This is a genomic window from Shimia thalassica (assembly GCF_001458215.1).
GTDB classification, from domain to species: domain Bacteria; phylum Pseudomonadota; class Alphaproteobacteria; order Rhodobacterales; family Rhodobacteraceae; genus Shimia; species Shimia thalassica.
Map to the genome: position 1 here is coordinate 118954 of NZ_CYTW01000002.1, position 26532 is coordinate 145485.

A 26532-nucleotide genomic window follows, 5' to 3' on the forward strand; every position below is an offset into this window, starting at 1 on the left:
TTGCTGGCAGGTGCGCGTCAGTATCGCGCGGGGCGGTTGATCGCGACCGATCCCATGAAATAGTCCGTCAAACCTTGCTTGCGCGCAGAGGTCAGCATCAGGATGATCGACACGATTTGCAACGGGAAGACCGAAATCGAGATGTGATATCCCAGCGTGTGCAGGATGGCGCTACCGAAATCAAACGTGCGTCCGGTGCGGTCACGGAATTCAATGGAAAACAGTCTCATGCCCCAAGTCGCCGACGATGTGGTCAGCGTAATCGTACGGTAGAGGAAGCCAACCACCAGCATCAATGCTGGAAAGAAGAACAGGCCGGTAAAGGCCGTGAAGGGCACGATGATCGCAGATACCACGGCAATCAGAACCATATCGACCAACCATGCCAGCAAACGCTTGGTCGGGATGTCGGCATAAAACTCGGATTGAGTGTCCGGATCAGGCAGGGCAGTCGAGTCAGAATACATAGGTGGCACCGTTTGCAGGCTGTTCATTGAGGCGTGCTCCTTGGCACGAGAGAATATTGCGCGGGATCAAGAGGGAAGGGAAGGCCCCGCAAGGTGCGGGGCCGAGGGAGGAGGGAGGTCGTGTCTTAGGCGTCGAGAGGCGCGTTGCGCTCTTCCGCGGCTTTGTGGGCGCGTTCGTCCATGAACTGGTCGAACTCTGCCTTGTCCTTGGCGTCACGCAGACGTTCGAGGAAGGTTTCGAACGAGCGTTGTTCGTCTTCCAGACGACGCAGTGTATCCTGACGATAGGCGTCAAACGCACTGTTGCCGGTTGGGTTCATGACGTGTGCCCGGCGAAGATGATTGCTACGGCGGCGGCTGCAGGACTTGTTGAACATTCGTTTGCTCCAGATCATATAGAAGAGAAGGGCCAGACCAACCGGCCAGAAAAAGACAAAGCCTAGAACCATTGCGGCGATCCAAGCGCCTTTGCCTTTGCTGTCCAGCCAAGCCTCGCTTTTGGAAAACCAGCCTGTTGGGCCAGAGTCAGCGGGGGCGGTCGCATAGGGTGTCATTATCAGTCTCCGTTCGTTGGAATGTTTATCGCTTTCACATTACCTAGATTGGAATCTCGCTTTGCAAATGCAAGGCTTTATGTAAATCTTTTTTACATTATCGCGTAGTAATTTGTTTTTAAATGAAAAAAATCGGAGTGTTTTCCGCCAGTTTCGGTGTAGCCTGAAGGCGGTATTGGAAGAAACAGGAGGAATTTCATGGGGTATACGATTGATCGGGTCATCACCGAACAGGATTTTGACGCTGTTGATGCACGGGTTCGGGCGGCTTTGAAACAACAGGGTTTTGGTGTGCTGACGGAAATTGATGTGCAGGCCACCATGAAGACCAAAATCGGTGAGGATATGGACGGGTATCGTATTCTGGGTGCCTGTAATCCGCACATGGCCTTTCAGGCGATTGGCATGGAACCCCGCGTCGGTGCGATGCTGCCCTGCAATGTTATCCTGAGAGAGGTTGAGGGCGGCGTCGAAGTGAGCGCGGTTGATCCGGTTGCGTCCATGGGGGGCATCGACAATTCCGAGCTGCACGCGGTTGCCCATCAGGTGCGCGATATGCTGAAGCAGGTTGTCGCAGACGTATAAGGCGCTTTTTATTCGGTGAAATCTGCCGGTGTTGCTTCTGTCAATTCCGGCAGCTGGGTTGGGTTGATCGAAAAGACAAGGTTGGGGGTGCCGGCAGCGGCCCAGACCATGTCAAAGCCCAACAGACGCCGGTCAATAAACGCTTTGATCGGATTTAGATGACCAACCGGTGATACACCGCCGATGGCAAATCCTGTTTGATTGCGCACAAGCGTGGCATCCGCTTTGCCCAAGGGTTCTCCGACAAGGGCACTGGCTTTGGCGATATCGACCTGATTGCCCCCCGCAGTCAGAAACAACACCGCAGTTCCGGAGGCTTCGGCACGAAAAATGATGGACTTTGCAATTTGATCAAGGTCGCACCCGACCGCATCAGCCGCCATTTGAGCGGTTCTTGCGCCATTTGTCTCGTGGATGTCGATTGGCAGGCCCGCGTTATCCAGCGCAGTACGCACACGTTTCAAACTTTTGCTCATTCAAAAATACCTCGTGAACCATAGGTCAATAACGCACGCACCTTCCACTGTGTAAAGCGGTGATTGACGCCGCTGGTTTTCGGGGCAAGGGTCACTCTATGACACAGAAAACTGATAATGAAACCACTCTGACTGAAATCCTCGCATATGAAGAAAAGGTCTGGGGTGCATTGGTGGCAGGCGATCCCGAAGCGGATGGCGCACTGCTGAGCGAAGATTTTCTCAGGGTTTACACGTCCGGCTATTCCGACAGGGCCGCGCATATGGCCGAAGTCGAGGACGGGCCGAGCATGGCCGAATACCGGCTGTCAGAAGCGCGCCTCATGGATTTGGGAGAGGGCCTGGTGTTGCTGGCCTATCGTGCGGATTTTCGAAAACCCCAAAGTCCGGATTGGGACGCGATGTATATCTCGTCGATCTGGAAAGCCACGCCATCGGGCTGGATCAATATTTTTTCGCAGGATACGCCTGCGACCTAAGGCGCGACGTTTTACTTGCGCGAGATCATTGACCATTCGCTCAGGGATTTGCATTTTCGCGCCATGGATTTTCAAAGCCGCATCACCCGCCTTCCGACTGCCTTTGACCCCGAACGCGGGGACGACGTGCTTGTTGAACTACCACAGCTGACCGGAGATATTGCGAAACTCGCGCATGGGGTGGCCGGATGCAGCCCGTACCTTAAATCGCTGATGCGAAAAGAAAAGGATTGGCTACCTGCCGCCTTCGATGACCCTGAAAAGGCGCTGAGCACGGTTTTTCACGACCTGAAAGAGGTGGCGCCTGACCGGCTTGCGGATGAGTTACGACGTGGCAAACGGCGCGTGGCGCTGATGACGGCGCTGGCGGATTTGGCCGGCGTTTGGGAGCTCGAGCAGGTGACCGGCGCGTTGACGGATTTTGCCGACCTTGCAAGCGATCTTGCGCTCAAGGCGGCCATTGCAAATGAAATCCGACGAAAGAAGCTGCCGGGACAGACCGAAGACGATGTTGCCACGGCGGGTGGCATGGTCAGCATTGCGATGGGCAAAATGGGCGCGCATGAGCTGAACTATAGTTCAGACATTGATCTGATTTGCCTGTTTGACGAAACCCGTTTTGATCCTGCCGATTTTTTCGAAGTGCGCGCCTCGTTCATTCGCGCGACACGCAAGATGGCGGCGGTGCTGAATGATTTGACGGGCGAAGGGTATGTGTTTCGCACCGATTTGCGGCTGCGCCCGGATCCGTCGGTGACGCCCGTGTGCCTCGCGATGGAGGCCGCAGAGCGGTATTACGAAAGCCTCGGGCGGACATGGGAACGTGCCGCCTATATCAAGGCGCGCCCGTCTGCTGGCGATCTTGAGGCCGGTGCGCGGTTTCTCAAGACCTTGACGCCCTTTGTGTGGCGCAAGCATCTGGATTTCACGGCCATACAGGATGCACACGATATGCGCCTGCGCATTCGCGAGCATAAAGGTCTGGGTGGTGATATCACCCTAGAAGGCCACAACATGAAGCTGGGCCGTGGCGGCATTCGTGAAATCGAGTTTTTCACACAGACGCGACAATTGATATCCGGCGGCCGCGATCCGTACTTGCGGGACAATCGCACGGTGCCAGCACTGCACAAGCTGGCGGAAAAGGGTTGGGTCCCCGGGGATGTCGCCCAGACCTTGGCCGGACATTACCGCGCACACCGCGAGGTCGAACACCGCATTCAGATGATCAACGATGCGCAAACCCATGATTTGCCCAAATCCGAAGACGGCATGCAGCGGATTGCCTGTTTGATGGGGCGTGATCTTGGTGAAATGCGCAAAGACATCACCGATCGTTTGACCGAAGTGCATGATTTGACCGAAGGCTTTTTTGCGCCTGAAACCGGTAAATCCGAAGAGAAGCATGCCTTTGACGAAGACATCATTGCGCGTTGGAAAACCTATCCCGCCATGCGCAGCGAACGGGCGGTAAAGCTCTTTAATCGCGTGAAACCTGACTTGCTGCGCCGTCTTGGTGAAACGGCGCACCCCAATCAGGCGCTTGTCGCGCTGGATGGGTTCCTTGCAGGACTGCCCGCGGGGGTGCAGCTGTTCTCCTTGTTCGATGCCAATCCGCAACTTATTGATTTGCTGGTGGATATTGTGGGAACGGCACCGGCGCTGGCCCGGCATCTGTCTCGAAACTCCAGCGTCTTTGACGCGGTGATCGGTGGGTCCTTCTTTACACCGTGGCCAAGTTCAGAAGGGCTTTGTGAGGAACTTTCTACGGTTCTTTCGAACGAAGGTGACGATTATGAACGCAAACTGGACGCCTCGCGGCGTTGGGCCAAGGAGTGGCACTTCCGCGTAGGGGTTCATCACCTGCGGGGGCTGATTTCCGCGCAGGAAGCCGGAGAGCATTATGCTGATATTGCCGAGGCTTGCCTTGCAGCACTTTGGCCAGTTGTCGTTGCCAAGTTTTCGGAAAAGCATGGCCCGCCCCCCGGCAAAGGGGCCGCCGTTTTGGGAATGGGATCACTGGGAGCGCGCCGTCTGAACGCCAGTTCGGATCTGGATCTCATTGTCATTTACGATGCTGACGGGGTGGATGCGTCTGACGGGCGGCGTCCACTGGCGTCGCGGGCCTATTATGCGCGGTTGACCCAGGCGATGGTCACCGCAATGACGGCTCAGATGGCACAAGGCCGCCTGTACGAGGTTGATATGCGGTTGCGTCCCTCCGGAACCCAAGGGCCCGTCGCGACATCTTTGACATCGTTCAAGGATTACCAAAAAAACGAGGCGTGGACGTGGGAGCATCTGGCCCTGACCCGCGCGCGTCCTGTTGCCGGTGATCATGGCGTTATGACCGAAATCGAAACCTTTCGAAAAGACCTGTTAAAAGAAAACAGGGATGATGCCAAAATTCGAACCGATGTTCAGGAAATGCGCGAGCGTATTTCGGCGGCCAAAGCATCGTCCGGCCCTTGGGATGCTAAAATCGGGCGCGGACGGCTTCAGGATATCGAGCTGGCCTCGCAGGCGGCAACGCTGATGTCGGGCAGTTCCAAACGCACGGTTGTTGAAGGAATTGAGGCTGGTGTCGCGATTGATTGGTTCGATGCCGCAGAAGGTCATGCTCTTGATGCGACTTATGCCCTTCTGTGGAAGGTGCAGGTCGTGTCGAAGCTGTTGAATGAGCAGAACCTTTCCGAATCTATCATCGGGGTTGGTGGTGCGGCCTTTCTGCTGAGGGAAACCGGGATGGAAACGCTGGATGAGTTGGAGCAGTCTTTGACGTCGCATGCTGAGCGCGCGGCACAAATCATCGAGGCTGCTTTGCTGCGGGCGCCCCAAAAAGGGATCTGAAATGTCGTTACAAGAACTCGACCCGAAGGGTCTTATCCGAGAATCGTATCGCATCGAAGGCATCACGTCCGGAGAATGCCGATCCATTTTTCTTGATTGGGCGTTATCGATCCCCATGGATCACGACAATAAATCCGCCATCGAATCTCTGCTGGCGCACTATGCTCCCGAAAACGCGGATCACCCCATGACCGAGGTGCTGAACCAGGGCCTGATTTCGATGACAAGCCCCCGACGTCGAGGAGGTTGGAGGTCGAGAGAGCGCAATTAGTACGGAATTCATTACCTTTTAGGGGCTCTGATACCCTTAGAAACCACTGAATTGAACTGTATTTGACGCAATCCTGCCTCATTTCAGGAGCAAAACGTCTTTGTGCTTACCGGACCTGGGGGTCCAAGGAGACTCGAGATGAAACGTTTTGGACTGATTTCAATGATGGCCGCCCTGGGGCTGAGCGTGGCAGCATGTGGTACTGTAGATACCGCATCACGAAACGCACCCTTGGAGCAAATTCCGACAGAGATGGCCGCTCCGGCGCCCTCCTTTCAGCTGGTTGGCATGGACGTAGATGTTCCGCTGACACTGAAAGTTTCGGAATCAAACAGCTATTACCCCGGTGGTGATATCGTGTGGCGCGGCGATACCTATGGCAACCGCTATGAGCAAGTTGGCGCGATCTTCGAGAACGCAGTCCAGCTGGGCGCAGGCGATCTTCAGGGCGCGATGCCCGTTGTTGTCGAAATCGAATTGCAGCGCTTCCATGCGTTGACCGAAAAAACACGCTATAGCGTTGGTGGCATCCACTCGATCGAGTTTGTCATGACAATCCGTGACCCTCAAACCGGTGCCATTATACGCGGTCCACGCGAGATCAAGGCGGATCTGGAAGGGTATGGCGGCTCAAAGGCCATTCAGGCGGAAGCCCGTGGTCTGACCCAAAAGTACCGCATCACTCAACACTTGGCGCGCGTCGTTCGTGATGAGATGACCCTTGCGACAGGCTGGACTGCACCAAAAGGTGGCGTCACAGCACGGATTGTACCGCTTTCGCCGGTTCAACCCATCTGATCGGACCTTTTCACGAGCGTGAGAAAGCTTTAGGAGGGCGACATGATGTCGTCCTCTTTTCCCGTTGTCCGCCTTAAACCCAAAGCCAATGCTCGTGCGATCCGCCACGGCTTTCCTTGGGTATATGAAAATGAAATCGTGATCGACCGTCGCACGCGCAATATCGAAGCGGGTGCCTTGGCGATCCTTGAAGATGGTGAACGCCGCCCGATGGGGGTGGTCGCTGTCAATCCGAACTCCAAGATTTTTTGCCGGATGCTCGATCGCAATCCCGAAGCGGTCATTGATCAGGCATGGCTTGTCGAGAAGTTCGCACGCGCCCTTGCGCTGCGAGAGCAGATTTATGATGCGCCGTTCTATCGTTTGATCCACGCCGAGACCGATGGTCTGCCGGGTGTTGTGGTTGACCGTTTCGGAGATACCGCCGTCATTCAACCCAATGCGTATTGGGCCGACACCCTGCTGGATGAGATGGTCGCCGCACTGGTAGAGGTCACGGGTGTGTCCTGTGTCCTCAAGAATGGTTCAGGGCGTGCACGTACGCTGGAAGGTCTGGACGAAGACAGCGCTGTTCTGGTTGGTACGGCGCCCGAAGGGCCCGTTCCGGTCGTGATGAACGGGGCAACCTATATGGCGGATCTGACGGGCGGTCAGAAAACCGGCCTTTTCTATGATCAACGTCCCAACCACGAATTCGCCGCCAAGCTTTGCAAAGATGCAAAGGTTCTGGACGTCTTTAGTCACGTTGGCGGGTTCGCTCTGGCGTCTCTGGCGGGGGGCGCAAAGACAGCCTTGGCTGTTGATGGGTCTGCCGCAGCGCTTGAGCTGGCCGAGGCTGGCGCCAAGGCGTCTGGGTTCGGAGATCGTTTCGACACACGAAAAGGCGATGCCTTTGACGTGCTTACGGCCCTTGCAGAAGAGGGCGAAACCTTCGACGTTGTGATCTGTGATCCTCCGGCTTTTGCACCGTCAAAACCTGCGCTGGAAAAGGGGCTGCGCGCCTATGAGCGGATCGCCCGTTTGGCCGCGCCTCTGGTGTCCGAAGGCGGCTATCTTGTGCTTTGTTCCTGTTCACATGCGGCTGATCTGGCGCGGTTCCGTGGCGCGTCTGTTCGCGGGATTGGTCGCGCGGGACGTCAAGCCCAGCTGATACACACCGGATTTGCCGGACCGGATCATCCGTTGATGCCGCAACTTGCGGAAAGCGGATATCTCAAGGCACTGTTTTTCAGACTGTGAAGCGTCTTCTTCTGGATACCTGTGTGATCTATCCGACGGTCATGCGCGAAATGCTGTTAGGTGTCGCGCAGGCCGGCGCGTTCCAACCTTTCTGGTCGGACCGTATTCTGGAAGAGTGGGCCCGCGCCGCGCGGAAACTGGGCCCTGGCGGTGAGATGCAGGCACGCGGCGAGGCGGCTTTGATCCAAGCGGCCTGGCCAAAGGCCGCCGTGACTTGGAAACCTTCTCTGGAGGACCGTCTATATTTGCCCGACCCCGCAGACGTGCATGTGTTGGCGGCGGCAATTTCATGTTCGGCAGATGCCATCGTTACGGTCAATGCCAAGGATTTCCCGCGTCATATTCTGGCCGAAGAAGGGCTTGGAAGAATTGACCCTGACAGCTTCCTGCGTGGCGTCTGGGAAGAACAACCGGAATTGGTTGCCCGCGTCGGAGAGGCCGTGCGTCTTGAGGCGGAACGCTTGTCAGGTGAGGAGTGGGATATTCGACGCCTGTTGAAAAAAGCCCGCCTGCCAAGGTTGGCAAAGGCGTTGAGCTTCCAATAGCGACTAGGCCGACCCTGTGCCCCATTTACGCTCAAGATCTTCGATGGCTTTGATCCGTTCGTTGGTTTTGGGGTGACTGAGCAACCATGCAGGCGACGTGCCACCACGCGATTTTGTCAGCGCTTCGAGTTTGTGGAACAAAGACTTTTGCGCCGCAGTGCCAATCCCCGATTTCGTGAGAAGAGCCGCGGCATAGGCATCCGCCTCGTATTCATCGCCACGCGACAGGCGGGCGGCCAGCAGGGTGGTCGCAAAATTTGCAATCATGACGCCAAGACCGGGCAAGAAACGCCCCAGAATCATGGCCATTGCAGTACGTAAGGCGTTCTGGCCCGAAAAATCGATCATACGCCTGCGGGAATGGCCGAGGGCAACATGGCCCAGTTCATGTGCGATCACGCTCGCAATCTCATCTGCCGTCACATCACCTTCACGATACCTGTCATAGAAGCCCCGGGTGATAAAGATACGTCCGTCAGGTGCCGCAAGCCCGTTCACCGGTTCGATTTCATAGATGTGGACGCGAATGCGGGGCAAATCGAGCGCACGCGCCATGTTGCGGATCAGGGGCACAAGTGTCGGATCGGCCAGTTCGGTCGAGCGTTCGTCCAGCTCACGCGCGGTGCGCCACGCAGACATGCGAAACATGAAGATGCCGTAGAGCAGGGCCAAAAGAATGGGTGTAAAGCGCAACATAGCCTAGATATGGGGCAGGGGGGCTCAGGCAGCAAGCAGCATTACATGAACATTAAGCAAACTATCGTGAGTTCGTTAGGAAATGGGAATAAAACGTGTATGTTTCCTGCGAGCGCCCGGAGACATTAAATGAACATCGCTTTTTTCCTAGCAGCGGCTTTGGCCGTTTTCTGGACTTTGGTTCACGTCATTATTGGCGGCCGCCAGTGTGAACGGTTGCTGGCGGCGGACGAGCATGTTTCGCCTGTGGTGCGCGAGACGATGCTTTTGTGTTGGCATATGGTGTCAGGTTTCCTGTTCCTGACGAGCGCCTTTTTGTTTATCGGGGCGATTGGGTACCCGAGTTTCGGTGTCGCAGGATCCGTGATGGCCGGTGTCACGGCGCTGATCGGGCTTTTGCAGGCCCCGATCCGAAAAACCTCCTATGCCGCGCTGCCACAAGGGTGGCTGTTCGTGCCTGTCGCGGTTTTGGGAATCTGGGGCTTTATGGCCTAGCGCGTGAGTTCGCGCATGCCGCTTTCAATGCCCTGAAGGGTCATCGGCACCATTCGATTTTCAAAAATCTCGCGGATCATACCAATGGAATGGGTGTGACCCCAGTATTTTTCCGGCACCGGATTGATCCACAGATGTGAATTCCACTGGTCCCGCGCCCGCTCGAGCCAGACCTGACCGGCTTCCTGATTCCAGTGTTCATTAGCGCCACCGGGATAGGCGATTTCGTAAGGCGACATAGAGGCATCGCCCACAAAGATACACTTATAGTCCGAGCCATATGTGCGCAGCACTTCATGGGTCGATGTCTGCTGATCCCAGCGGCGTTTGTTGTCTTTCCAAACCCCTTCATACAGGCAGTTGTGGAAATAGAAGTGTTCCAGATGTTTGAACTCGGTCCGGGCTGCCGAAAACAGTTCTTCGACGACGCGGATATGCGGGTCCATTGATCCGCCGATATCAAGGAACAACAGAACCTTCACCGCGTTGCGCCGTTCAGGACGGGTTTTTACATCCAGATAGCCGTTTTCAGCGGTCGCGCGAATTGTGCCATCCAGATCAAGCTCGTCTGCCGCGCCATCACGCGCCCAACGGCGCAGACGCTTTAGCGCCACTTTGATGTTGCGGGTGCCCAGCTCGATGGTGTCATCGAGATTTTTGAACTCGCGTTTGTCCCAGACTTTCACCGCACGTTTGTGACGGCTTTCTTTCTGTCCGATCCGCACGCCTTCGGGATTGTACCCGTAGGCACCAAACGGGGATGTCCCCGCCGTGCCAACCCATTTGTTGCCACCTTGGTGGCGACCTTCCTGCTCTTTGAGACGCTCTTTCAAGGTCTCCATCAGCTTGTCAAATCCACCCAAAGATTCAATTTCGGCCATTTCTTCGGGCGACAGGTGCTTTTCAGCCATCTTGCGAAGCCATTCTTCGGGCACGTCGACCGCATTCAGAACATCTTGCATTCCGATCTGGTCCAACCCTTTGAAGGTCGCCGAGAAAGCACGGTCAAACTTGTCCAGATTCCGCTCGTCTTTGACCATGATGGTACGTGCGAGGAAATAGAACGCCTCGATATCATAGGTCACCAGTCCGGATTTGACCCCTTCAAGAAAGCTCAGATATTCACGTAGGCTGACGGGGACGCCGCCATCTCTGAGATTTTCGAAAAAGGGCAGAAACATAGGATCAGACCGATATGCGATGGACGATGAGGGTCACGAAAAGACCAAGGATAGCAAAAGCCATCGCGTAAGCCGCAGCATATTGCAAGATATCAAGGCGTTTTCCCTTGCGTCGTTTCGCGAATAGAGTGCCCAGAAGCGCCCCGAACAGGGCGGAAAAGATCACGATCATTTGGCTCAGTATCTCCCTTTTAACGGGCTGAGCGCAGCAATTTCCCGCAGTTTCGCGCGCACCGCCCAGTCCGGGCCAAAGCCGTATCTTGCCCAGCCAAGACTGTCCAGTCGCACGATCTGTGCTTCGTCGTGTCGATTGGCCAGTTCAAGGGCTTCTGCACGTAACAACATCAACGTTGCCAGCAAAACGGCGTTTTCCGCGCGGGCGGCAATCTCGAGTTGCGGGTCGATCAGGGCCAGCGCTTCTTCGCCACGTCCGCCGGAAACTTTGTAGGCAGACAACTGGGTTGCGACAAAGGCACGGTGCGGGTTCGAATGGGGCGCCCTGCGCAAGGCCTGATCCGCATAAAGGAATTGTGTGTGCGCACGATCCGAATCGACGGACTGTAGCAGGCGGGCATAGGCATAGTGGCTAAAGCCAAGCCGGTGATCGTTCCAGCCTTCGCGACGTGCGATGTTCAGGGCATGTTGCGCCGATGCGCGACGTTCCGAAGGGCCGGTACCCGGACCTAGGGCACGTTGAATGGCATTGATCCAGTCGCGCGGCGTTTCTTTCAGATGCAGTGGAGAGCGGCCCTGACCACGGGGATTGATTCGCGCAAGGATTGTCGGAAGGCGCGCCGCAACCTGATCTCTGGTCATTCCGTTGCGGAGAGACGGATCATAATAGGCGCGCAGAATTGTCATATCAAAGCCGGTCAGAACGGCGTGCACGTTGTCGTCGTTGAACACGCTGTCCGAAAGGCGATAGAGATCGTTTAGCGGACCAATCGCCTGTGCCAGTTCCTCGTGCAAACAGTCGCGCACTTCTTGAGGGCTGGCATCATTTGGAAGGAAAATCGCCAGCTTTTCGCGCTTTTTCAACAGAACCCAATTGGTTTTGGCCGAATTTCGAGAGTTTCGGAATTCGGTAATGGTCGACACGTTTGGGGCAACAAAACAGGCCGCGTGGGGCAGGCTGCGCTTGATCTGATCGCGGGAAATCGCCTCGATCGTGATATTGGCGTTCTTGGCGTTGGTCTGGGTGATATCGATCTTGGCTTCGTTGCGCAGACGATAAATCAAACGTGACAAATCCGGTTGCAGGCTGGCCGGTGGGCGGCCCGTGACCCGAACCGTGATCGGCGTTTCAAACCGCGTCATCGTTTCGAGCGCACGGCCGCTTTCCATTTTGAAAGACAGATCCAGAAAATCGCGGGAAATATCCCGATTTGATCGGGACGTCGGCATAGGATGTGGCGTGGCAAAGATTTTCATCGGCGGCAGCGTGGTGTCCGCCACCGCTGCACGCGTGGGGGATTCACTGCGCGTTGCCGGCATACAGGCGCTCAGCGCCAAACAAACGAAAGGAACGACGAGTCGTCTCATTAAGGTCTCTGATACCTGATAAATGGGGTCTTTTTGCCAACTCTATCATACAGTTGACGTGCTGTTTTGTTGAAATCTTGTGTAAGCCAAAAAACCGATGGGGCGCTCGCGTCATCCGCAGCCATGTAAACGGCCTCGATCAGGCTGCGGCCAACACCGGTTCCCCGTGTTTCCGGGGTGGCGAAAAGGTCTTGTAAATAACAAACGTTGTCTGCTTTCCACGCGTGGCGGTGGAATAAATAATGTGTAAACCCAACCAGTTTTCCGTCCTGCTCTGCAACAAGGCAGGAAAAATCCTGTGGGTCATTTCCCATCAAACGAGAAAAGGTTGTTTGGTAAATCTCGTCCGGGACGGATGTCTCGTAAAATTCGAGATAGGCCGTCCACAGGTCGCGCCATTCGGATTCGTCTTCTGCCCGCAAAGCACGGATAGTCAAAGAGCTTTGTTTGGCAGTATCTTGGGGCATCAATTTCTCCAACGCGATCCGAACCAGCAAAGTGGGTCTGACAAAGCTATTTCTGCTTTTAGGCGACAATAGGGCGTGATTAGAAATTAATCACGCCCTTTTACGTCGAATTCTTTAGCGTTGTGAGCGCGCCATAAAGGCAAGACGTTCAAAAAGATGCACATCCTGCTCGTTCTTGAGAAGCGCGCCGTGCAACTTGGGAAGGGCGTTGGCGCCGTCCCGTTTGAGATCTTCCGCATCAAGATCTTCGGCAAGCAAAAGCTTGAGCCAGTCCAGAACTTCCGAGGTGGAGGGCTTTTTCTTGAGACCGGCAGTGTCGCGAATTTCGTAAAAGCGGGTCAGGGCCGTGGTCAGCAGGGAATCCTTGATGCCGGGATGGTGCACTTCCACAATGGCCCGCATTGTTTCGGCATCGGGAAAGCGGATGTAGTGGAAGAAACAGCGGCGCAAAAATGCATCCGGCAGTTCTTTTTCGTTATTTGACGTGATGATGATGATCGGACGCTGACGCGCCTTTACGGTTTCACCCGTTTCATAGACGTGGAACTCCATCTTATCGAGTTCCTGCAAAAGGTCGTTTGGAAACTCGATATCGGCTTTGTCGATTTCATCAATCAACAGGACGACTTTTTCGTCGGCTTCAAAGGCTTCCCAGAGCTTGCCCTTTTTGATGTAGTTTTTCACATCGTGAACGCGCTCTTCCCCAAGTTGCGAGTCGCGCAGGCGGCTAACGGCGTCGTACTCATAAAGCCCCTGTTGAGCCTTGGTGGTGGATTTAACGTTCCATTCGATCATGCGCAGCCCAAGGCCCTCGGAAACCTGTTTGGCCAGTTCGGTTTTACCGGTGCCAGGTTCGCCTTTTACAAGCAGAGGACGCTCAAGAGCGACGGCGGCGTTCACGGCGATTGTCAGGTCGTCGGTCGCCACATAACTGGCGGTCCCTTCAAAGCGGTGCATCATCTGTGTTCCTTCCTGCAAATAGGGCAGCTGCGCGTCAGTTGTTCATATGTCAAGCATTTGGGTAAAGGGGTGGCGCGGCTTTGGCAAGAAGGGCCGTGGCGTCGTTTTAGGACTGCGCTGCCTCCATCACGGTGAAAGTGGGTCATGAGGCCGATATGCTATTGTCCAAATCACGTAGACGGTTGTTTCTTGTGCGGAAACAGCAATTTGGAGTCTGGTGCATGTTGCACTATCTCTAACTTATGAAAACAGCGCTTTGCCTAGTGACAATCGTCTGCGAACCGGCTATTGCGAAGCGCATAGCAAGGGGGGTCTGATGTCTGAGGAAGTAACGATGACGGACGTTAGCCACGACGAGGGAGCAGCCATGAAAGCCGAGACTTTCCTGCCAGACGACTATCGTCCGGCAGAAGATGAACCATTCATGAATGATCGCCAGATCGAGTACTTTAGTCGCAAGCTGTACAATTGGAGAGAAGAACTCCTTGAAGGCAGCCGCGATACGATTGAGGGACTTCAGGAAAGCACACGTAACATCCCGGATGTTGCCGATCGTGCCTCGGAAGAAACCGATCGTGCGCTCGAACTGCGAACCCGTGATCGCCAGCGCAAGCTGGTCGCCAAAATCGATGCGGCGCTGCGCCGGATTGACGAAGGTGAATACGGGTATTGCGAAGTAACGGGAGAGCCAATCTCGCTCAAACGTCTGGACGCGCGTCCAATCGCAACCATGAGCCTAGAAGCACAAGAACGTCACGAGCGCCGTGAAAAGGTCCATCGCGACGACTAAGTCCGTAAATACGGAATATTTCTGAACGCCGGGGCTTTTTCCCCGGCGTTTTTCGTTTCAAAAGGGTGCCATGAGTCTGGCTGGGAAAAAAATAAAGATTGCGGGCGCTGGCATTGGTGGCCTGACGGCTGCACTCGCATTCGGGGCCCGCGGTGCCGAGGTGACGGTTCTGGAGCAATCCGAAGCCATCACCGAAGTTGGTGCCGGATTGCAGGTTAGTCCGAACGGGTTTGCCGTGTTGCGGGCGCTGGGTCTGGAAGACGCGTTTCGGGCCAAAGCCGTACAGGGACAGGCTGTCGAGTTGCGCGATTACCGCCAGAGCAAGCTGGTCTCGCGTCTTGATCTGGGGCTGCTGCCCGAAGATCAGCCATATTTCTTTATACACCGCGCCGATTTGATTGATTTGCTGGCAGGGGCCGTCCGCGCGGCAGGCATCAAGATTCGCCTTCTGCAAAAAGTGGACCGAATTGAAGCCACCGAGTCGCCCGTCGTGCATCTGGCCAACGGGGCCGAGACGCGGGCAGATATCGTGATTGGTGCAGATGGTCTGCATTCGCGGCTTCGCCCCGAACTTAATGGGGTCTCGGCGCCGTTTTTCACGCGGCAGGTGGCCTGGCGTGCAACCGTGCCGAATACCATGAACCATCCCAACGTGGCCCGTGTTCATATGGGGCCACGCCGACATCTGGTCAGCTATCCGCTGCGCCGTGGCGAAATCGTCAATATCGTCGCTGTGCAGGAACGTATGGCTTGGGCCGAAGAGGGTTGGACCCATACAGATGATCCCGAAAACCTGCGCGCGGCCTTTGAAGGGTTTGGCGGCGAGGCGGACAAACTGCTCAAAGCCGTCGATCAAGTGGGGGTTTGGGGCCTGTTTCGTCATCCCGTTGCGCGGGTTTGGCACAAGGGGCATACGGCGCTGTTGGGCGACGCAGCCCACCCGACCTTGCCTTTTATGGCGCAAGGCGCGGTCATGGCCATGGAAGATGCATGGGTTTTGGCGGACGCTCTGGATAAGACATCCGATATTCCTGAGGGGCTAGCCGCCTATCAGGCGCGCCGCCACGAAAGGGTGTCCAAAGTCATTCAGACAGCCAATGGCAACGCATGGAAATATCACCTGTCGCTTCCGCCGATGCGGTTTGGGGCGCATCTGGGGCTGCGTTTGGTCTCATCACTGGCCCCGAAAAAGCTGCTTCAGCAATTTGACTGGATCTACCGCCACGATGTGACGGCAGAATAGACTGGCTTTTCCGCGGCCTTAAGCTGCGAGATCGACCCAGACCGGCACGTGATCCGATGGCTTTTCGCGACCACGGACCTCTTTATCAATCTGACAGTCTGTCAACAGATCCGCGCATTGCGGGCTCAGCAGGAAATGGTCGATGCGAATACCGTCATCCCGATTCCATGCGCCCGCCTGATAGTCCCAGAAGCTATAGTGCCCACCACCAAATGTCCGCGCACGGAACGCTTCGGTAAACCCGAGGTTTAGCAGGCGGCGAAACGCGGCACGGCTTTCCGGACGGGCGAGGGCATCTTCTTGCCATGCTTCGGGGCGGCGCGCATCTTCGTCTTGGGGAATAATGTTATAGTCACCCGCCATCAGGAAGGGTTCTTCCAGCGCCAGCAACTCTTGTGCGCGCTTGTGCAAGCGTTCCATCCAGCCCAGTTTATAGGCGTATTTTCCGCCCGGCACAGGGGCGCCGTTCTCAAGCTCGACCGGATTGCCATTCGGAAGATAGAGACCACACACCCGCACGGGGATGTCCCCCATGACAGTTGCCTCGATCCAGCGCGCCTGTTCGTCGCTGTCGTCACCCGGAAGGCCCCGCGTGATGTCCTCAAGCGGTAGCTTTGACAGGATTGCCACTCCGTTAAAGCTTTTCTGGCCATGGGTTTCGACCTGATAGCCGCGCTCTTCAAAGATTTCGCGCGGGAAAGAGTCGTCTACGGATTTGATTTCCTGCAGCAAAACGACATCAGCTTCGGCCTCGTCCAGCCATTGTGGCAGGGCCTGAATCCGCGCTTTGATGCCATTGATGTTGAATGTCGCGACTTTCATTGGCGGCTCTCCTGTTGGCTCGTGACCTGTATCCCGCACCGCGCGGACCCATGCAAGAGGTCAATCGGCACCGGCGCGATAGGAAGAATCGCATCCAGTCGAAAGGAATCGGGGGCTCTGATTCCCGGTTTTTGGCGCCTTGCACGCTCTTACTTGTGCACAATTTTAGCGTGCATGATCGAAATGTGGCTTAAATGTGGCCTAAATGTGGCGGAAAAATGGCGAAATTTTTTCCTATATTAAATTATTTAAAATCAATTTGTTAGGCGGCTTTTGCGCTGAGATTTTGAGTGTGCGGAACAGCGCTAAGGGGAAAAACTGTTTTGCAAAACCCGTTTAACGTGCAAGCCTGATGGTGCTCAAAACTTCTAACGAAACTTCACTGGAGGGTTTCCCAAATGCTCGCTCAAAAATCTGCCCAAATGGTTAACGAAACGTTTGCGAACCGTACGATGCAACGCTCAACAAGCAGTCTGCATGACGGCATGAATACTGAAATGTTTACGTCAGGTCTGTCACCGGACATGGCGTCGGACGCGTTGAGTGGTGGCGGTGCCGAGATGTTCACATCCGGCCTTGTGCACATGTTTACCAGTGGCCTTGCCCCAACCGGTTCGGCGCAAGCTGCCTCGGGTGAAGGCTTGGAAATGTTTACTTCAGGTCTGTCTGCCAGCGGAACCTCCCTCGAAAACGGGGATGCGACCGAGATGTTCACCAGTGGCCTTGTTCAAATGTTCACCTCGGGTCTTGCCCCACAGGCAAATGCTAATGCTGTTTCAGGCGAAGGTGTCGAAATGTTTACGTCGGGCCTGTCTGCTTCCGGAACATCTGCCGAGGTCGGGGACGCCGCGGAAATGTTCACTTCGGGTCTGGTGCACATGTTCACCAGCGGTCTGGCACAGCAGTCGGGTGCAAAAGCCCAGGCTGGCGAGGGTGCCGAATTGTTCACCTCGGGCCTTTAATACCAAACCATTGACAAGAGAGGGGCGCTGGACGGCGCCCCCTCATTTTAGGGAGACCGACATGACCAACGTTGTACGCCTTGACGTCCCGCCCCGCCAGCTGCCGCAGGCAGACCGCAATGCTGCCTTGATGCAAAGCTTTGCCAAACATCGCCGTTTTGGAGACGATGTTTTCTGGCTCAAGGAAAATGCCGAACTTCTGAACATTCTGGAGTGCACAGGCAGCACCGTGTCAGACCAGGGACTCGCTTGTTATCAGGGCTTTTATGACAAGGTCGAAAAGCGGTTGCAGTTTTTCCCTCAGTATTACCGGTTCTTGCTGTCTATCTGTCTGGACCTTGAAGATCTCGGAATGACAGGTGACAAAGGGTACGGGTTGGTAAATTGGGTGTCACAACAAGGGTTTGCCCACGCCGAGCTGTCCGATCTTCAACGTATGGAAGCCCGCCGCCTTATGGCGCGCAGAGGCGTGGACCCCCTGTCGGATGATCTGGGGCTCGAAGACCGGATGCGGGCGTTTATCGCACGATCGGCAACCTTTGCGATGCCCAACAAAAAGGCAGCTTACGAGTTGACGCATGCCGTGTTCTATCTGTCCGAATATGGACGAAAAGATCCCATGCTGGATGCCGAGACGCGCACCTCTCTCGAATTCACCGGACTGCTGGCCTTTCTTGAACAGAACGCTGACCTGTTGGCAGAGGTTTGCATCGCCATGCAGTATGGCGGGTTTGAAGTGCCCAATGTTTGGGCGCGGTGGCTTGAACGCCATACACATCTGTTTGAAGTGGAAACCGGCGGTCAAACCACCCCTCAGGATGACTATCATGAATTTTTGGTCTGCAACTGGCTGATGGCAGACAGCGGACAGGTGGCGTTTTCCAAACCCGTTGCCGGAGAGCGCATGGCCTTTTTCCGTCCGGATGGCGGGACCGGCCCGTTGCGTGAACTGTCGGAATGCATGTTCCGGATGGATGATCGCAGTGATGACTGGGAGGCGATGCGCCCCGTTGTGCTGGACAGTCTTTCCGAGGACGCCCAAGCGGTTCTGTCATGGGCGGAAACATCGTCGGACAAATTCAGCGCCTTTTTCCAAGGGTTTGCACGCACCGGTGCAGCCGAACTGGCGATGTGAGGGCAAGGGCATGAAGAACGCGGCGCTCGCTGGAACCGGTCTCGTGGTTTTGTATACGTTGATGATTTCGTCGGCGGATGCGATTACCAAATTCATCGCCAAAGGCTATGCTGCGCCACAGATGTTTGCCGTTTCCGGTTTGATTGTCGCGGTTCTTTCCTTGGGGACGGCCCGCCTTCGGTCACAAAAACAAAGTCTGCGCACAACTTGCCCCCGCGCGATGGCACTGCGGGTCTGTCTGACGGTGATCGGCTCTGTTGCCTTTTTCTATGCATTCCGCTTGCTGCCATTTGCCGAAGTCTTTGTTTTCATCGGTATGGTTCCTTTGTTTGCCGGTTTGTTTTCTGGCCTCGTTTTACAAGAGCACGTCCGCCCCATGGCGTGGGCGGCGCTTGGGGCAGGGTTTGTCGGGGTGCTGTGTCTGTTTCCGCAAGGCATCGCTTCGGTCACACCTGGTCACATCATTGCTCTTGTTGCCTGCTTTTGCGGAACTCTTTCCATGATCATCGCGCGCTATATCGGGCGCTATGAAACCAACGCTCTGGCACAGGTTTTTTATCCTAACCTGTCTCTTGGCGTTGTTATGGCGGCGGCCCTGCCTTTTGTTTATCAGGCAATGCCACTCACAGACTTGCTTTGGGTCGCCGCCTATGGGGGAGTTTTGTTCGTGGCGCGATGGTTGCTGGTGGTGTCCTTGCGCTTGCTGGCCGCCTATGCGGTGACACCTTTGATGAACCTGCAATTTGTGTGGATGGTTGTTTTGGGTGCGGTGTTTTTCGGAGAGATGCCGGAAGGAAACATCTATCTCGGCGTGGCCATCGTGATCAGCTCAGGCATCTTTCTGGTCTATGACCAGATGGCACCAGAAAGGGTGCGCACGAACTGGTTGGCGCGCGCACAAAGCCGTCTGGATCTACGGCACAGAAAAACAAAGGAAATCTAAGCGATATCCGCTTACATCGAAAAGCTTGTTCCACACCCGCAAGAGCTTGTGGCGTTGGGATTTTCGATCACGAAGCGTGCCCCGATCAGTTCTTCGGTAAAGTCGATCACGGCATTGGCCAAAAACGGCAGCGAGATCGCGTCGACCACAACCTTTTCACCGCCACCTTCCAATACGACGTCATCGTCGTTTGGAGCATCGAGTTTTATCTCGTATTGAAACCCCGAACATCCGCCGCCTTCGACAGCGATCCGCAGGGCCTGGCCCTGCGAGGCGGCTCCGATTTCGGCTAACCGTTCGTAGGCCCGTTCGGTAACTTTCGGTGGCAGCTGCATTTTGTCACTCCTGACAAGGGGTTCACGCTTATTTCGCCGGTTCTTTTCCGGTTCATATGTGCAATATAGAAACCATAAGGACAGGCCACAAGGACCAGCATTATGCGAGCGCCATATGCATCCGATCCTGCCACCGCCCGGGGACGGCGTGTGCCAGAAGAGGAAAGCTCGTTTCGAACTTGTTTTCAACGGGATCGGGACCGTATTATCCATGCCAGCGCTTTTCGCCGGCTAAAACATAAAACTCAGGTTTTTGTAGAACATGAGGGCGATTATTTTCGCACACGCCTGACGCACTCGATCGAAGTGGCGCAGGTGGCCCGCACAATTTCCGGTGCGCTGGGCCTTGATTATTCACTGACCGAGGCCGTCGCATTGGCCCATGATCTCGGCCATACGCCCTTTGGCCACACGGGCGAAGATGCCCTGAACGAGTTGATGCAGCCCTATGGCGGGTTCGATCACAATGCGCAGGCGGTCAAGATCGTTACATCGTTGGAACGGCACTATGCCGAGTTCGATGGTTTGAACCTCACGTGGGAATGTCTTGAAGGGATCGCAAAGCATAATGGACCGGTCACGGGGGACTTGCCCTTTGCCCTGTCCGAATACAACGCTGTGCATGATCTCGAGTTGCACACCTATGCCAGCGCCGAAGCGCAGGTCGCGGCATTGGCGGATGATATTGCCTATAACAATCATGATTTGTTGGACGGGCTACGCGCAGGCCTGTTTAGCGAAGAGGAAATCTCTGACCTGCCGATTGTGTCTGGGGCCTTTGCGCAGGTTGATAGGACTTATCCCAATCTCGACAAGGTGCGGCGGCGCCACGAGGCGTTGCGGCGCGTTTTTGGCGTCATGGTCGGCGATGTGATCGAAACATCGCGCGCCTTGATCGAGGCAAGTGGCGCAAGCAGCGTCGAAGAAATCCGTGCCAATGGCGCCCCGGTGATCCAGTTTACACCCGAACTCTGGTCCGATCTTCGCCAGATCCGCGAGTTTCTGTTCAAACGCATGTACCGAGCGCCGGTGGTCATGGTGAAACGCGCCGAAGTCACACAGGTGGTCAAGAACCTGTTTCCTGCGTTTATGAATGACCGGTCCCTGTTGCCGGCGAACTGGCGTACCGAAATTGACAATGCACAGGATGAAACCGCTTTGGCCCGGATTGTGTCGGATTACATCGCGGGGATGACGGATCGTTTTGCCCTGCAGGAACACGAACGGTTGTTTGGAACCTACAAGGGCAGGGCCGTGTGATCGGTTGACCTGACCGCCAGCAATGGTAAACCCCGTCCAAACCATCAAGGACGGCTCAGATGAACCTTTTCACCGAAATACGCGGGCTGGTGATTGCCGCGCTGGAACAGATGCAATCCGAAGGCGTTTTGCCAGAGGGGTTGAACTTTGCCAATGTTGCGGTCGAGCCGCCTCGTGATGCCGCCCATGGTGACATGGCGACGAACGCTGCGATGGTGCTGGCCAAGCCTGCAAAAATGAAGCCGCGCGACATCGCGGATACCTTGGCCTCAAAGCTGGCGGCGGATCCCCGTGTGACGAATGCAGAAGTGGCTGGACCCGGCTTTTTGAACCTGCGCCTTGCAACCGAACTGTGGCAAGGTCTGGTCAAGTCTGCCTTGGAAACGAGGGCCGATTTCGGGCGCTCGAAGATGGGCAAGGACCTGAAGGTCAACGTTGAATATGTGTCGGCGAACCCAACCGGCCCGCTGCACGTGGGCCACACCCGCGGTGCTGTTTTCGGGGATGCCCTGGCCAGCCTGCTGGACTTCGTCGGGTATGATGTAACGCGCGAATACTATATCAATGACGGTGGTGCGCAGGTCGATGTTCTCGCGCGGTCTGTATACTTGCGGTATCTCGAAGCGCATGGTCAGGAAGTTGCCTTTGAAGACGGGACCTATCCCGGGGATTATCTGATCCCTGTTGGTCAGGAACTGAAAGACAAGGTTGGGGATGCCTATGTGGGTCAGCCCGAAGATGTCTGGCTGCTTGAAATCCGGAACTTTGCAACCGAAGCGATGATGGATCTGATCCGTGCGGACCTCAAGGCGCTGGGCGTCGAGATGGACCTGTTCTACTCGGAAAAATCGCTATACGGCACCGGCAAGATTGAAGCCGCGCTGAAGTCTCTGGAAGACAAGGGGCTGATCTATGTTGGCGTGCTTGAGCCACCAAAAGGCAAAAAGCCCGAAGATTGGGAACCCCGCGAGCAGACCTTGTTCAAATCAACGGATCACGGAGACGACGTCGACCGGCCGGTGAAAAAATCTGATGGCGCATGGACCTATTTTGCGCCAGATATCGCGTACCACTATGACAAGGTGTCTCGTGGCTATGATGAGCTGATCGATGTCTTTGGCGCGGATCACGGCGGCTATGTCAAACGGATGAAGGCGGCTGTTTCGGCCTTGTCCGATGGCAAGGTGCCTCTTGATATCAAACTGACCCAGTTGGTGAAGCTTTGGAAAAACGGCGAGCCGTTCAAAATGTCCAAGCGGGCAGGGACATTTATTACACTGCGTGACGTGGTGGATCAGGTCGGCGCGGACGTGACACGTTTTCACATGCTGACCCGCAAGAACGACGCGCCTTTGGACTTTGACTTTGACAAGGTTCTCGAGCAATCCAAAGACAATCCGGTGTTCTATGTTCAATATGCCCATGCCCGGGTGTGTTCGGTTCTGCGCAAGGCCGAAGAAGCGGGCATCGTTGCAGACGATACCACACTGGCGGCTGCGGATTTGTCCAAGCTGTCACATGACGCCGAAATTTCGGTTGCGAAAAAGATCGCCGAATGGCCGCGTCTGGTCGAGATCGCGGGCCGGACAAACGAACCCCACCGCGTTGCCTTCTATCTGTATGAATTGGCCAGCGAACTTCACGCATTCTGGAACAAAGGCAACGAAGATCCGTCTTTGAGATTCATTCAGGAAGGTGATGTGGCAACGTCACAGGCGAAAATCGCCCTCGCACGTGCCGTAGCCGTTGTTATTTCTGCAGGTCTTGGTATTCTTGGCGTAACTCCAGCGCAGGAGATGCGATAAAACTGCACGTCGCGCGGGGTTGAGGCAAAGGCAAGACAACCCCGGTGACAACGTATCGCCGGTGTAGCGAGGCGATGATGGCAGATATTCCGATGGCGGAGCAGGGAGAGTCTCCTGCAAACCCCCGTTCGCTAGGCGTGCTGGTCAATTGGACCGGGGCAGTGGTTTCACTGGCCTTGGTGGCAGGGACCTGCGTCTGGGGCTATAAACTTTTGGTGCGCGATGTCAGCGGTGTTCCCGTTGTTCGCGCAGTAGAAGGCCCGATGCGCACACGCCCCGAAAATCCAGGTGGAAGTCAGGCCGCCCATCAAGGGTTGGCTGTGAATGCGATTGCCGCCGATGGCGAGGCGGCAGCGCCTGCTGATCGGCTTGTGCTCGCGCCCCCACCGATTTCTCTTGAACAAGATGACCTCGCGGTGACGCCCGTGATTGTGCCGGTGCATGCCTCGCCGGATGTGTCCGAAGACGAAATCGCCAAAACAGAAGATATCGTTGCGCCCGCGCCGCTTGATCTGACCCAAATGTCATCGATCGAGGCTCTGGCAGAACAATTGGCGGGGAATGCCACGCCGCTCCAGCCTGTGGGCGAAGGCGAGGATCAACCGGTCAAGGTGTCTTTGAATGATGTCGCGGCGAGCGACGAGGTTGCTCCTCTTGCCGAACCCGAAGCCGTTGAAGAAACCAAACCCAAGGTCATTGGTGGTCTCAAAAAGTCTTTGCGCCCACAATTGCGCCCTGCAAACCTCGCGGCGACGCCAGTGATTGTTGCCTCGACCGAGGCGATTGCGGCGGCTCCGTCTGTAACGGACGCCAGCAGCATCCCGGCCGGCACGCATCTTGTTCAACTTGGTGCCTATGCCAGTTCCGAGATTGCAGCCGCTGAGTGGGGCAAGATGCTGACGCGGTTCGAGGATTACCTTGGTGACAAAACACGCGTCATTCAAAAGGCCCGCAGTGGCGGACGGGATTTTTATCGTCTGCGTGCCATGGGGTTTGTCGACCTGAGCGATGCGCGCCGTTTGTGTTCAGCCCTCAAAGCCGAGAGAGCGGATTGCATTCCGGTGACTACACGGTGAGCCGGTTTAATGCGACAATCTTTGGATGCGAGGGGCTTAAGCTTACCGCAGACGAAAAATCCTTTTTTCGGGATGTAAAGCCATTTGGGTTCATCCTGTTTGGGCGCAATGTGGACAACGCAGAGCAAATTCGCGCCTTGTGCGATGAGTTGCGCAGCTGCGTCGATCACGATGCACCGATCCTGATTGATCAGGAAGGTGGGCGCGTGCAACGCCTTAGACCGCCCCTGGCCACAGAATGGACGCCGCCGCTTGATTTTGTGATGGCTGCCGGTGAACAGGCCGAACGTGCCATGTATTTGCGCTATTGCATCACCGCAAAGGAACTCAGGGCCGTTGGCGTTGACGCCAATTGCGCGCCTTTGGTCGATGTGGCTTGCGCCGAAACACATCCATTTTTGAAAAACCGCTGTTATGGCACATCGCAGGACGCGGTTGCGACCTTGGGGCGGGCTGTCGCCAACGGCATGGCGGACGGCGGCGTATATTCGGTTTTGAAACACATTCCGGGGCATGGACGGGCGCAGGCCGACAGCCACAAGGATTTGCCACGCGTACCGGTCAACCGGGCCGAGTTGGACCGTGATTTCGCCCCCTTTCAGGCCTTGAATGATCTGCCCATGGGGATGACGGCGCATCTTGTTTATGAAGCATTGGATGATTTGCCCGCGACCACATCCCCGAAAATGATGCGCCTGATCCGCGAAGAGATCGGCTTTGACGGGTTGATCATGACGGATGACATCTCGATGCAGGCGCTTTCCGGGCCTCTCGCAGATCGGTCTGCCGCCTCTATTGCGGCGGGATGTGATGTTGTTTTGCACTGCAACGGCAATTTTGCCGAGATGCAGGAAGTCGCCGCAGCCAGCGGTGACATGCAGGAAACCGCCCAGAGGCGGGCCGAAACGGTGCTCGCGCAGCGCCCGCAAGCGGTAAAGGTTGACATTCAAACGCTCTCTGACGAACTTGAAGCCCTTCTAGCAGGGTAAGGGAATGTCCGAAGAGACAGGTCAAAGTGAATTCCAGTTATCGGTGGCGGATCGGCTTGTTGCCGAAGCATTGATTGTGGACGTTGACGGGTTCGAGGGCCCTCTCGACCTGTTGTTAAGCCTGTCCCGCACCCAAAAGGTGGACCTGCGCACGATTTCCATTCTGCAATTGGCACGCCAGTATCTGGCTTTTGTCGAAAAAGCCAAACAGCTTCGCCTGGAACTGGCAGCAGATTACCTTGTGATGGCGGCTTGGCTGGCCTTTTTGAAATCCAGACTCCTTTTGCCGCCCGACCCTTCGGAAGAGGGGCCAACGGGGGAAGAACTGGCAGCGCACCTGGCGTTCCAGCTGGAGCGGTTGCAGGCGATGCGAGATGCCGCGGCCAAGTTGATGGCGCGTGACCGTTTGGGACGCGACTTTTTTGCCCGTGGCGTCCCCGAGGACGTCACCCGCATTCGCCGAGTGACCTATTCCGCCACCTTGCTGGACCTGATGCAGGGCTATGCCCGTATTCGCACGCGGGATGATTTCCGGCCTTTTGTTCTGGATCGAGACTCGGTCTACACGATGGAAGAAGCGCTTGAGCGGCTGCGCGGAATGTTGGGGTTCTCGGGGCAGTGGACCGACATCAACAGCTATCTGCCGGTGGGGTGGGAAAATGATCCCAAGAAGCGGCGTTCGGCCACGGCCGCGACTTTTGCCGCGTCGCTGGAGCTTGTGAAAGAAGGCAAAGCGGAAATCCGTCAATCCGAAGTATTCGCACCGATTCAGGTGCGCAAAAAAGATAGAAATCATGTCTGACGATATCGAACCCCAAGAAGAAAGCCTGTTCGAAGCGCCGCCAATCGCGGAACAAGAGCGCATGTGCGAGGCCATTCTTTTTGCCAGTGCGGAACCCGTGACGGTGAAAGAGTTGAACAGTCGCATGCCACATGGGTGCGATGCTGCCGAAGCCTTGGTGCATTTGCGCAAGCGGTATGAAGGGCGGGGGGTGCGCGTCGTGCGTGTCGGTGATTCCTGGGCCATGCGAACCGCGCCGGATCTCGGGTTCTTGATGCAAAAGGAAATGGTCGAGTCGCGCAAGCTGTCCCGTGCGGCGATCGAAACTCTGGCGATCATTGCCTATCATCAGCCCGTCACCCGCGCAGAAATCGAAGAAATCAGGGGCGTCAGCGTCAGCCGTGGTACGGTGGATCAGCTTCTCGAGATGGAGTGGATCCGGTTTGGGCGCCGCAAAATGACGCCGGGGCGCCCCGTTACCTTTGTTGTCACGTCCGAGTTTCTTGATCACTTTGGTCTGGAAAATGCCCGTGATTTGCCTGGCTTGAAAGAATTGCGGGCGGCGGGCCTTTTGGAAAACCGTCCCCCTCCGGGCCTTATGCCAAAGCTGGGCAGCGAGCCGGACGACGAGATGGACGAGGTCATCGAAGACCAGTCCGAGATGTTCGAGGAATAAGGCCATCTGGCGATGTTCCGCTGTTTCTTAACGAAATGTAAGCCACGCCTTATTCTAGGCGTATTTCGTGCCTATATATGATACTGAGGCAGTAGAAAAAATCTTTGGAG

Annotated in this window: 30 protein-coding genes; 19 read left to right on the forward strand and 11 right to left on the reverse strand. The window is 55.9% G+C overall.

The window, feature by feature from the left end; all coding sequences use genetic code 11:
* Positions 1–17: 17 nt before the first annotated feature.
* Together PH7735_RS10440 and PH7735_RS10445 are read right to left on the reverse strand one after the other, a co-directional pair.
* Entirely contained in the window at positions 18–494 is a 477-nt protein-coding gene (locus tag PH7735_RS10440; protein ID WP_233488301.1) for an RDD family protein, read from the reverse strand.
* 98 nt (positions 495–592) lie between these two features.
* Entirely contained in the window at positions 593–1021 is a 429-nt protein-coding gene (locus PH7735_RS10445) for a DUF2852 domain-containing protein (RefSeq protein WP_058311324.1), read from the reverse strand.
* A 198-nt stretch (positions 1022–1219) separates the two neighbouring features.
* On the opposite strand from PH7735_RS10445, the gene PH7735_RS10450 reads away from it, so the two are divergent.
* Positions 1220–1606 (forward strand): DUF302 domain-containing protein, encoded by a 387-nt coding sequence (locus PH7735_RS10450; protein ID WP_058311325.1) that lies wholly within the window; start codon positions 1220–1222, stop codon positions 1604–1606.
* Positions 1607–1614: 8 nt separating this feature from the next.
* Here PH7735_RS10450 and PH7735_RS10455 read toward each other — a convergent pair whose 3' ends face one another.
* On the reverse strand, positions 1615–2082 hold the full coding sequence (locus tag PH7735_RS10455; protein WP_058311326.1) for a YbaK/EbsC family protein: 468 nt from the start codon (positions 2080–2082) through the stop codon (positions 1615–1617).
* A 98-nt stretch (positions 2083–2180) separates the two neighbouring features.
* Between PH7735_RS10455 and PH7735_RS10460 the strand changes: the two genes are divergently transcribed.
* The 6 genes from PH7735_RS10460 (at position 2181) to PH7735_RS10485 (ending at position 8264) form a co-directional block, all read left to right on the forward strand.
* On the forward strand, positions 2181–2561 hold the full coding sequence (locus tag PH7735_RS10460; RefSeq protein WP_058311327.1) for a nuclear transport factor 2 family protein: 381 nt from the start codon (positions 2181–2183) through the stop codon (positions 2559–2561).
* A gap of 63 nt (positions 2562–2624) precedes the next feature.
* Positions 2625–5411 (forward strand): bifunctional [glutamate--ammonia ligase]-adenylyl-L-tyrosine phosphorylase/[glutamate--ammonia-ligase] adenylyltransferase, encoded by a 2787-nt coding sequence (gene glnE, locus PH7735_RS10465; protein WP_058311328.1) that lies wholly within the window; start codon positions 2625–2627, stop codon positions 5409–5411.
* 1 nt (position 5412) lies between these two features.
* The gene (locus PH7735_RS10470; RefSeq protein ID WP_058311329.1) at positions 5413–5682 is read left to right on the forward strand and encodes a hypothetical protein; all 270 of its coding nucleotides are present in this window, start codon (positions 5413–5415) and stop codon (positions 5680–5682) included.
* A 138-nt stretch (positions 5683–5820) separates the two neighbouring features.
* The gene (locus PH7735_RS10475) at positions 5821–6480 is read left to right on the forward strand and encodes a DUF6778 family protein (protein ID WP_082645214.1); all 660 of its coding nucleotides are present in this window, start codon (positions 5821–5823) and stop codon (positions 6478–6480) included.
* 42 nt (positions 6481–6522) lie between these two features.
* A complete protein-coding gene (locus PH7735_RS10480) occupies positions 6523–7719 on the forward strand; it encodes an RSP_2647 family RNA methyltransferase (protein WP_058311330.1) in 1197 nt (398 codons plus the stop codon).
* Positions 7716–8264 carry an RSP_2648 family PIN domain-containing protein gene (locus tag PH7735_RS10485; RefSeq protein WP_267885807.1) on the forward strand — a complete coding sequence of 183 codons (549 nt, stop codon included), beginning with the start codon at positions 7716–7718 and terminating at the stop codon, positions 8262–8264. Before PH7735_RS10480 ends, PH7735_RS10485 begins: the two co-directional genes overlap by 4 nt.
* A gap of 3 nt (positions 8265–8267) precedes the next feature.
* Here PH7735_RS10485 and PH7735_RS10490 read toward each other — a convergent pair whose 3' ends face one another.
* Complete coding sequence (locus tag PH7735_RS10490) at positions 8268–8960, reverse strand: M48 family metalloprotease (RefSeq protein ID WP_058311331.1); 693 nt, start codon at positions 8958–8960, stop codon at positions 8268–8270.
* Positions 8961–9089: 129 nt separating this feature from the next.
* Here PH7735_RS10490 and PH7735_RS10495 point away from each other — a divergent pair, with 129 nt between their 5' ends.
* Positions 9090–9455 (forward strand): hypothetical protein, encoded by a 366-nt coding sequence (locus PH7735_RS10495; protein ID WP_058311332.1) that lies wholly within the window; start codon positions 9090–9092, stop codon positions 9453–9455.
* On the opposite strand, the gene PH7735_RS10500 is transcribed toward PH7735_RS10495, so the two are convergent.
* From PH7735_RS10500 to PH7735_RS10515, 5 genes are all read right to left on the reverse strand, one after another.
* Positions 9452–10636: a vWA domain-containing protein gene (locus tag PH7735_RS10500; RefSeq protein ID WP_058311333.1), complete on the reverse strand. Its 1185-nt coding sequence runs from the start codon at positions 10634–10636 to the stop codon at positions 9452–9454. The genes PH7735_RS10495 and PH7735_RS10500 overlap by 4 nt on opposite strands.
* A 4-nt stretch (positions 10637–10640) precedes the next feature.
* Positions 10641–10808: an apolipoprotein acyltransferase gene (locus PH7735_RS20325; protein WP_082645215.1), complete on the reverse strand. Its 168-nt coding sequence runs from the start codon at positions 10806–10808 to the stop codon at positions 10641–10643.
* A 5-nt stretch (positions 10809–10813) separates the two neighbouring features.
* Complete coding sequence (locus PH7735_RS10505) at positions 10814–12178, reverse strand: DUF2927 domain-containing protein (RefSeq protein WP_058311334.1); 1365 nt, start codon at positions 12176–12178, stop codon at positions 10814–10816.
* Positions 12178–12645 carry a GNAT family N-acetyltransferase gene (locus PH7735_RS10510; protein ID WP_058311335.1) on the reverse strand — a complete coding sequence of 156 codons (468 nt, stop codon included), beginning with the start codon at positions 12643–12645 and terminating at the stop codon, positions 12178–12180. Before PH7735_RS10510 ends, PH7735_RS10505 begins: the two co-directional genes overlap by 1 nt.
* Before the next feature lie 114 nt (positions 12646–12759).
* Complete coding sequence (locus PH7735_RS10515; protein ID WP_058311336.1) at positions 12760–13605, reverse strand: AAA family ATPase; 846 nt, start codon at positions 13603–13605, stop codon at positions 12760–12762.
* A 316-nt stretch (positions 13606–13921) separates the two neighbouring features.
* On the opposite strand from PH7735_RS10515, the gene dksA reads away from it, so the two are divergent.
* Both dksA and PH7735_RS10525 read left to right on the forward strand, forming a co-directional pair.
* The gene (gene dksA, locus PH7735_RS10520; RefSeq protein ID WP_145865316.1) at positions 13922–14395 is read left to right on the forward strand and encodes an RNA polymerase-binding protein DksA; all 474 of its coding nucleotides are present in this window, start codon (positions 13922–13924) and stop codon (positions 14393–14395) included.
* 70 nt (positions 14396–14465) lie between these two features.
* Complete coding sequence (locus tag PH7735_RS10525) at positions 14466–15638, forward strand: FAD-dependent monooxygenase (RefSeq protein WP_058311338.1); 1173 nt, start codon at positions 14466–14468, stop codon at positions 15636–15638.
* Positions 15639–15656: 18 nt separating this feature from the next.
* Here PH7735_RS10525 and xth read toward each other — a convergent pair whose 3' ends face one another.
* The gene (xth, locus tag PH7735_RS10530; RefSeq protein ID WP_058311339.1) at positions 15657–16460 is read right to left on the reverse strand and encodes an exodeoxyribonuclease III; all 804 of its coding nucleotides are present in this window, start codon (positions 16458–16460) and stop codon (positions 15657–15659) included.
* 485 nt (positions 16461–16945) lie between these two features.
* Here xth and PH7735_RS10535 point away from each other — a divergent pair, with 485 nt between their 5' ends.
* From PH7735_RS10535 to PH7735_RS10545, 3 genes are all read left to right on the forward strand, one after another.
* Positions 16946–17422: a DUF6749 family protein gene (locus PH7735_RS10535; RefSeq protein WP_158503215.1), complete on the forward strand. Its 477-nt coding sequence runs from the start codon at positions 16946–16948 to the stop codon at positions 17420–17422.
* A 61-nt stretch (positions 17423–17483) separates the two neighbouring features.
* Positions 17484–18557: a DUF6902 family protein gene (locus PH7735_RS10540; protein ID WP_058311341.1), complete on the forward strand. Its 1074-nt coding sequence runs from the start codon at positions 17484–17486 to the stop codon at positions 18555–18557.
* A 10-nt stretch (positions 18558–18567) separates the two neighbouring features.
* Positions 18568–19500 (forward strand): DMT family transporter, encoded by a 933-nt coding sequence (locus PH7735_RS10545; protein ID WP_058311342.1) that lies wholly within the window; start codon positions 18568–18570, stop codon positions 19498–19500.
* Between the two features lie 11 nt (positions 19501–19511).
* Here the strand turns inward: PH7735_RS10545 and PH7735_RS10550 are convergent, their stop codons facing one another.
* The gene (locus PH7735_RS10550; RefSeq protein ID WP_058311343.1) at positions 19512–19835 is read right to left on the reverse strand and encodes a HesB/IscA family protein; all 324 of its coding nucleotides are present in this window, start codon (positions 19833–19835) and stop codon (positions 19512–19514) included.
* Positions 19836–19937: 102 nt separating this feature from the next.
* Here PH7735_RS10550 and PH7735_RS10555 point away from each other — a divergent pair, with 102 nt between their 5' ends.
* Genes PH7735_RS10555 through scpB form a run of 6 tightly spaced genes read left to right on the forward strand, consistent with a single transcriptional unit; the run spans position 19938 to position 26422 of the window.
* Positions 19938–21095: a deoxyguanosinetriphosphate triphosphohydrolase gene (locus tag PH7735_RS10555; protein ID WP_058311344.1), complete on the forward strand. Its 1158-nt coding sequence runs from the start codon at positions 19938–19940 to the stop codon at positions 21093–21095.
* Positions 21096–21154: 59 nt separating this feature from the next.
* Positions 21155–22900 (forward strand): arginine--tRNA ligase, encoded by a 1746-nt coding sequence (gene argS, locus PH7735_RS10560; protein WP_058311345.1) that lies wholly within the window; start codon positions 21155–21157, stop codon positions 22898–22900.
* A 44-nt stretch (positions 22901–22944) separates the two neighbouring features.
* Positions 22945–23976: an SPOR domain-containing protein gene (locus tag PH7735_RS10565; protein ID WP_233488302.1), complete on the forward strand. Its 1032-nt coding sequence runs from the start codon at positions 22945–22947 to the stop codon at positions 23974–23976.
* Positions 23973–24965 carry a beta-N-acetylhexosaminidase gene (nagZ, locus tag PH7735_RS10570; protein WP_058311346.1) on the forward strand — a complete coding sequence of 331 codons (993 nt, stop codon included), beginning with the start codon at positions 23973–23975 and terminating at the stop codon, positions 24963–24965. The genes PH7735_RS10565 and nagZ overlap by 4 nt, the downstream gene beginning before the upstream one ends.
* 4 nt (positions 24966–24969) lie before the next feature.
* Positions 24970–25767 carry a segregation and condensation protein A gene (locus PH7735_RS10575; RefSeq protein ID WP_058311347.1) on the forward strand — a complete coding sequence of 266 codons (798 nt, stop codon included), beginning with the start codon at positions 24970–24972 and terminating at the stop codon, positions 25765–25767.
* Positions 25760–26422, forward strand: a complete 663-nt coding sequence (gene scpB / locus PH7735_RS10580) for an SMC-Scp complex subunit ScpB (RefSeq protein WP_058311348.1) — start codon at positions 25760–25762, stop codon at positions 26420–26422. The genes PH7735_RS10575 and scpB overlap by 8 nt, the downstream gene beginning before the upstream one ends.
* The last annotated feature ends 110 nt before the right edge of the window (positions 26423–26532 follow it).

What these genes read in the sequence shown, in the direction of transcription:
- scpB (WP_058311348.1), top strand. Translation starts at nt 25,760, where the DNA reads ATGTCTGACGATATCGAACCCCAAGAAGAAAGCCTGTTCGAAGCGCCG.
- PH7735_RS10575 (WP_058311347.1), top strand. Translation starts at nt 24,970, where the DNA reads ATGTCCGAAGAGACAGGTCAAAGTGAATTCCAGTTATCGGTGGCGGAT.
- PH7735_RS10525 (WP_058311338.1), top strand. Translation starts at nt 14,466, where the DNA reads ATGAGTCTGGCTGGGAAAAAAATAAAGATTGCGGGCGCTGGCATTGGT.
- PH7735_RS10495 (WP_058311332.1), top strand. Translation starts at nt 9,090, where the DNA reads ATGAACATCGCTTTTTTCCTAGCAGCGGCTTTGGCCGTTTTCTGGACT.
- dksA (WP_145865316.1), top strand. Translation starts at nt 13,922, where the DNA reads ATGTCTGAGGAAGTAACGATGACGGACGTTAGCCACGACGAGGGAGCA.
- PH7735_RS10500 (WP_058311333.1), bottom strand. Translation starts at nt 10,636, where the DNA reads ATGTTTCTGCCCTTTTTCGAAAATCTCAGAGATGGCGGCGTCCCCGTC.
- PH7735_RS20325 (WP_082645215.1), bottom strand. Translation starts at nt 10,808, where the DNA reads ATGATCGTGATCTTTTCCGCCCTGTTCGGGGCGCTTCTGGGCACTCTA.
- PH7735_RS10470 (WP_058311329.1), top strand. Translation starts at nt 5,413, where the DNA reads ATGTCGTTACAAGAACTCGACCCGAAGGGTCTTATCCGAGAATCGTAT.
- xth (WP_058311339.1), bottom strand. Translation starts at nt 16,460, where the DNA reads ATGAAAGTCGCGACATTCAACATCAATGGCATCAAAGCGCGGATTCAG.
- PH7735_RS10480 (WP_058311330.1), top strand. Translation starts at nt 6,523, where the DNA reads ATGATGTCGTCCTCTTTTCCCGTTGTCCGCCTTAAACCCAAAGCCAAT.
- PH7735_RS10450 (WP_058311325.1), top strand. Translation starts at nt 1,220, where the DNA reads ATGGGGTATACGATTGATCGGGTCATCACCGAACAGGATTTTGACGCT.
- glnE (WP_058311328.1), top strand. Translation starts at nt 2,625, where the DNA reads ATGGATTTTCAAAGCCGCATCACCCGCCTTCCGACTGCCTTTGACCCC.
- PH7735_RS10505 (WP_058311334.1), bottom strand. Translation starts at nt 12,178, where the DNA reads ATGAGACGACTCGTCGTTCCTTTCGTTTGTTTGGCGCTGAGCGCCTGT.
- argS (WP_058311345.1), top strand. Translation starts at nt 21,155, where the DNA reads ATGAACCTTTTCACCGAAATACGCGGGCTGGTGATTGCCGCGCTGGAA.
- PH7735_RS10475 (WP_082645214.1), top strand. Translation starts at nt 5,821, where the DNA reads ATGAAACGTTTTGGACTGATTTCAATGATGGCCGCCCTGGGGCTGAGC.
- PH7735_RS10490 (WP_058311331.1), bottom strand. Translation starts at nt 8,960, where the DNA reads ATGTTGCGCTTTACACCCATTCTTTTGGCCCTGCTCTACGGCATCTTC.
- PH7735_RS10445 (WP_058311324.1), bottom strand. Translation starts at nt 1,021, where the DNA reads ATGACACCCTATGCGACCGCCCCCGCTGACTCTGGCCCAACAGGCTGG.
- PH7735_RS10510 (WP_058311335.1), bottom strand. Translation starts at nt 12,645, where the DNA reads ATGCCCCAAGATACTGCCAAACAAAGCTCTTTGACTATCCGTGCTTTG.
- PH7735_RS10555 (WP_058311344.1), top strand. Translation starts at nt 19,938, where the DNA reads ATGCGAGCGCCATATGCATCCGATCCTGCCACCGCCCGGGGACGGCGT.
- PH7735_RS10540 (WP_058311341.1), top strand. Translation starts at nt 17,484, where the DNA reads ATGACCAACGTTGTACGCCTTGACGTCCCGCCCCGCCAGCTGCCGCAG.
- PH7735_RS10440 (WP_233488301.1), bottom strand. Translation starts at nt 494, where the DNA reads ATGAACAGCCTGCAAACGGTGCCACCTATGTATTCTGACTCGACTGCC.
- PH7735_RS10550 (WP_058311343.1), bottom strand. Translation starts at nt 19,835, where the DNA reads ATGCAGCTGCCACCGAAAGTTACCGAACGGGCCTACGAACGGTTAGCC.
- PH7735_RS10460 (WP_058311327.1), top strand. Translation starts at nt 2,181, where the DNA reads ATGACACAGAAAACTGATAATGAAACCACTCTGACTGAAATCCTCGCA.
- PH7735_RS10545 (WP_058311342.1), top strand. Translation starts at nt 18,568, where the DNA reads ATGAAGAACGCGGCGCTCGCTGGAACCGGTCTCGTGGTTTTGTATACG.
- PH7735_RS10535 (WP_158503215.1), top strand. Translation starts at nt 16,946, where the DNA reads ATGAATACTGAAATGTTTACGTCAGGTCTGTCACCGGACATGGCGTCG.
- PH7735_RS10515 (WP_058311336.1), bottom strand. Translation starts at nt 13,605, where the DNA reads ATGATGCACCGCTTTGAAGGGACCGCCAGTTATGTGGCGACCGACGAC.
- PH7735_RS10455 (WP_058311326.1), bottom strand. Translation starts at nt 2,082, where the DNA reads ATGAGCAAAAGTTTGAAACGTGTGCGTACTGCGCTGGATAACGCGGGC.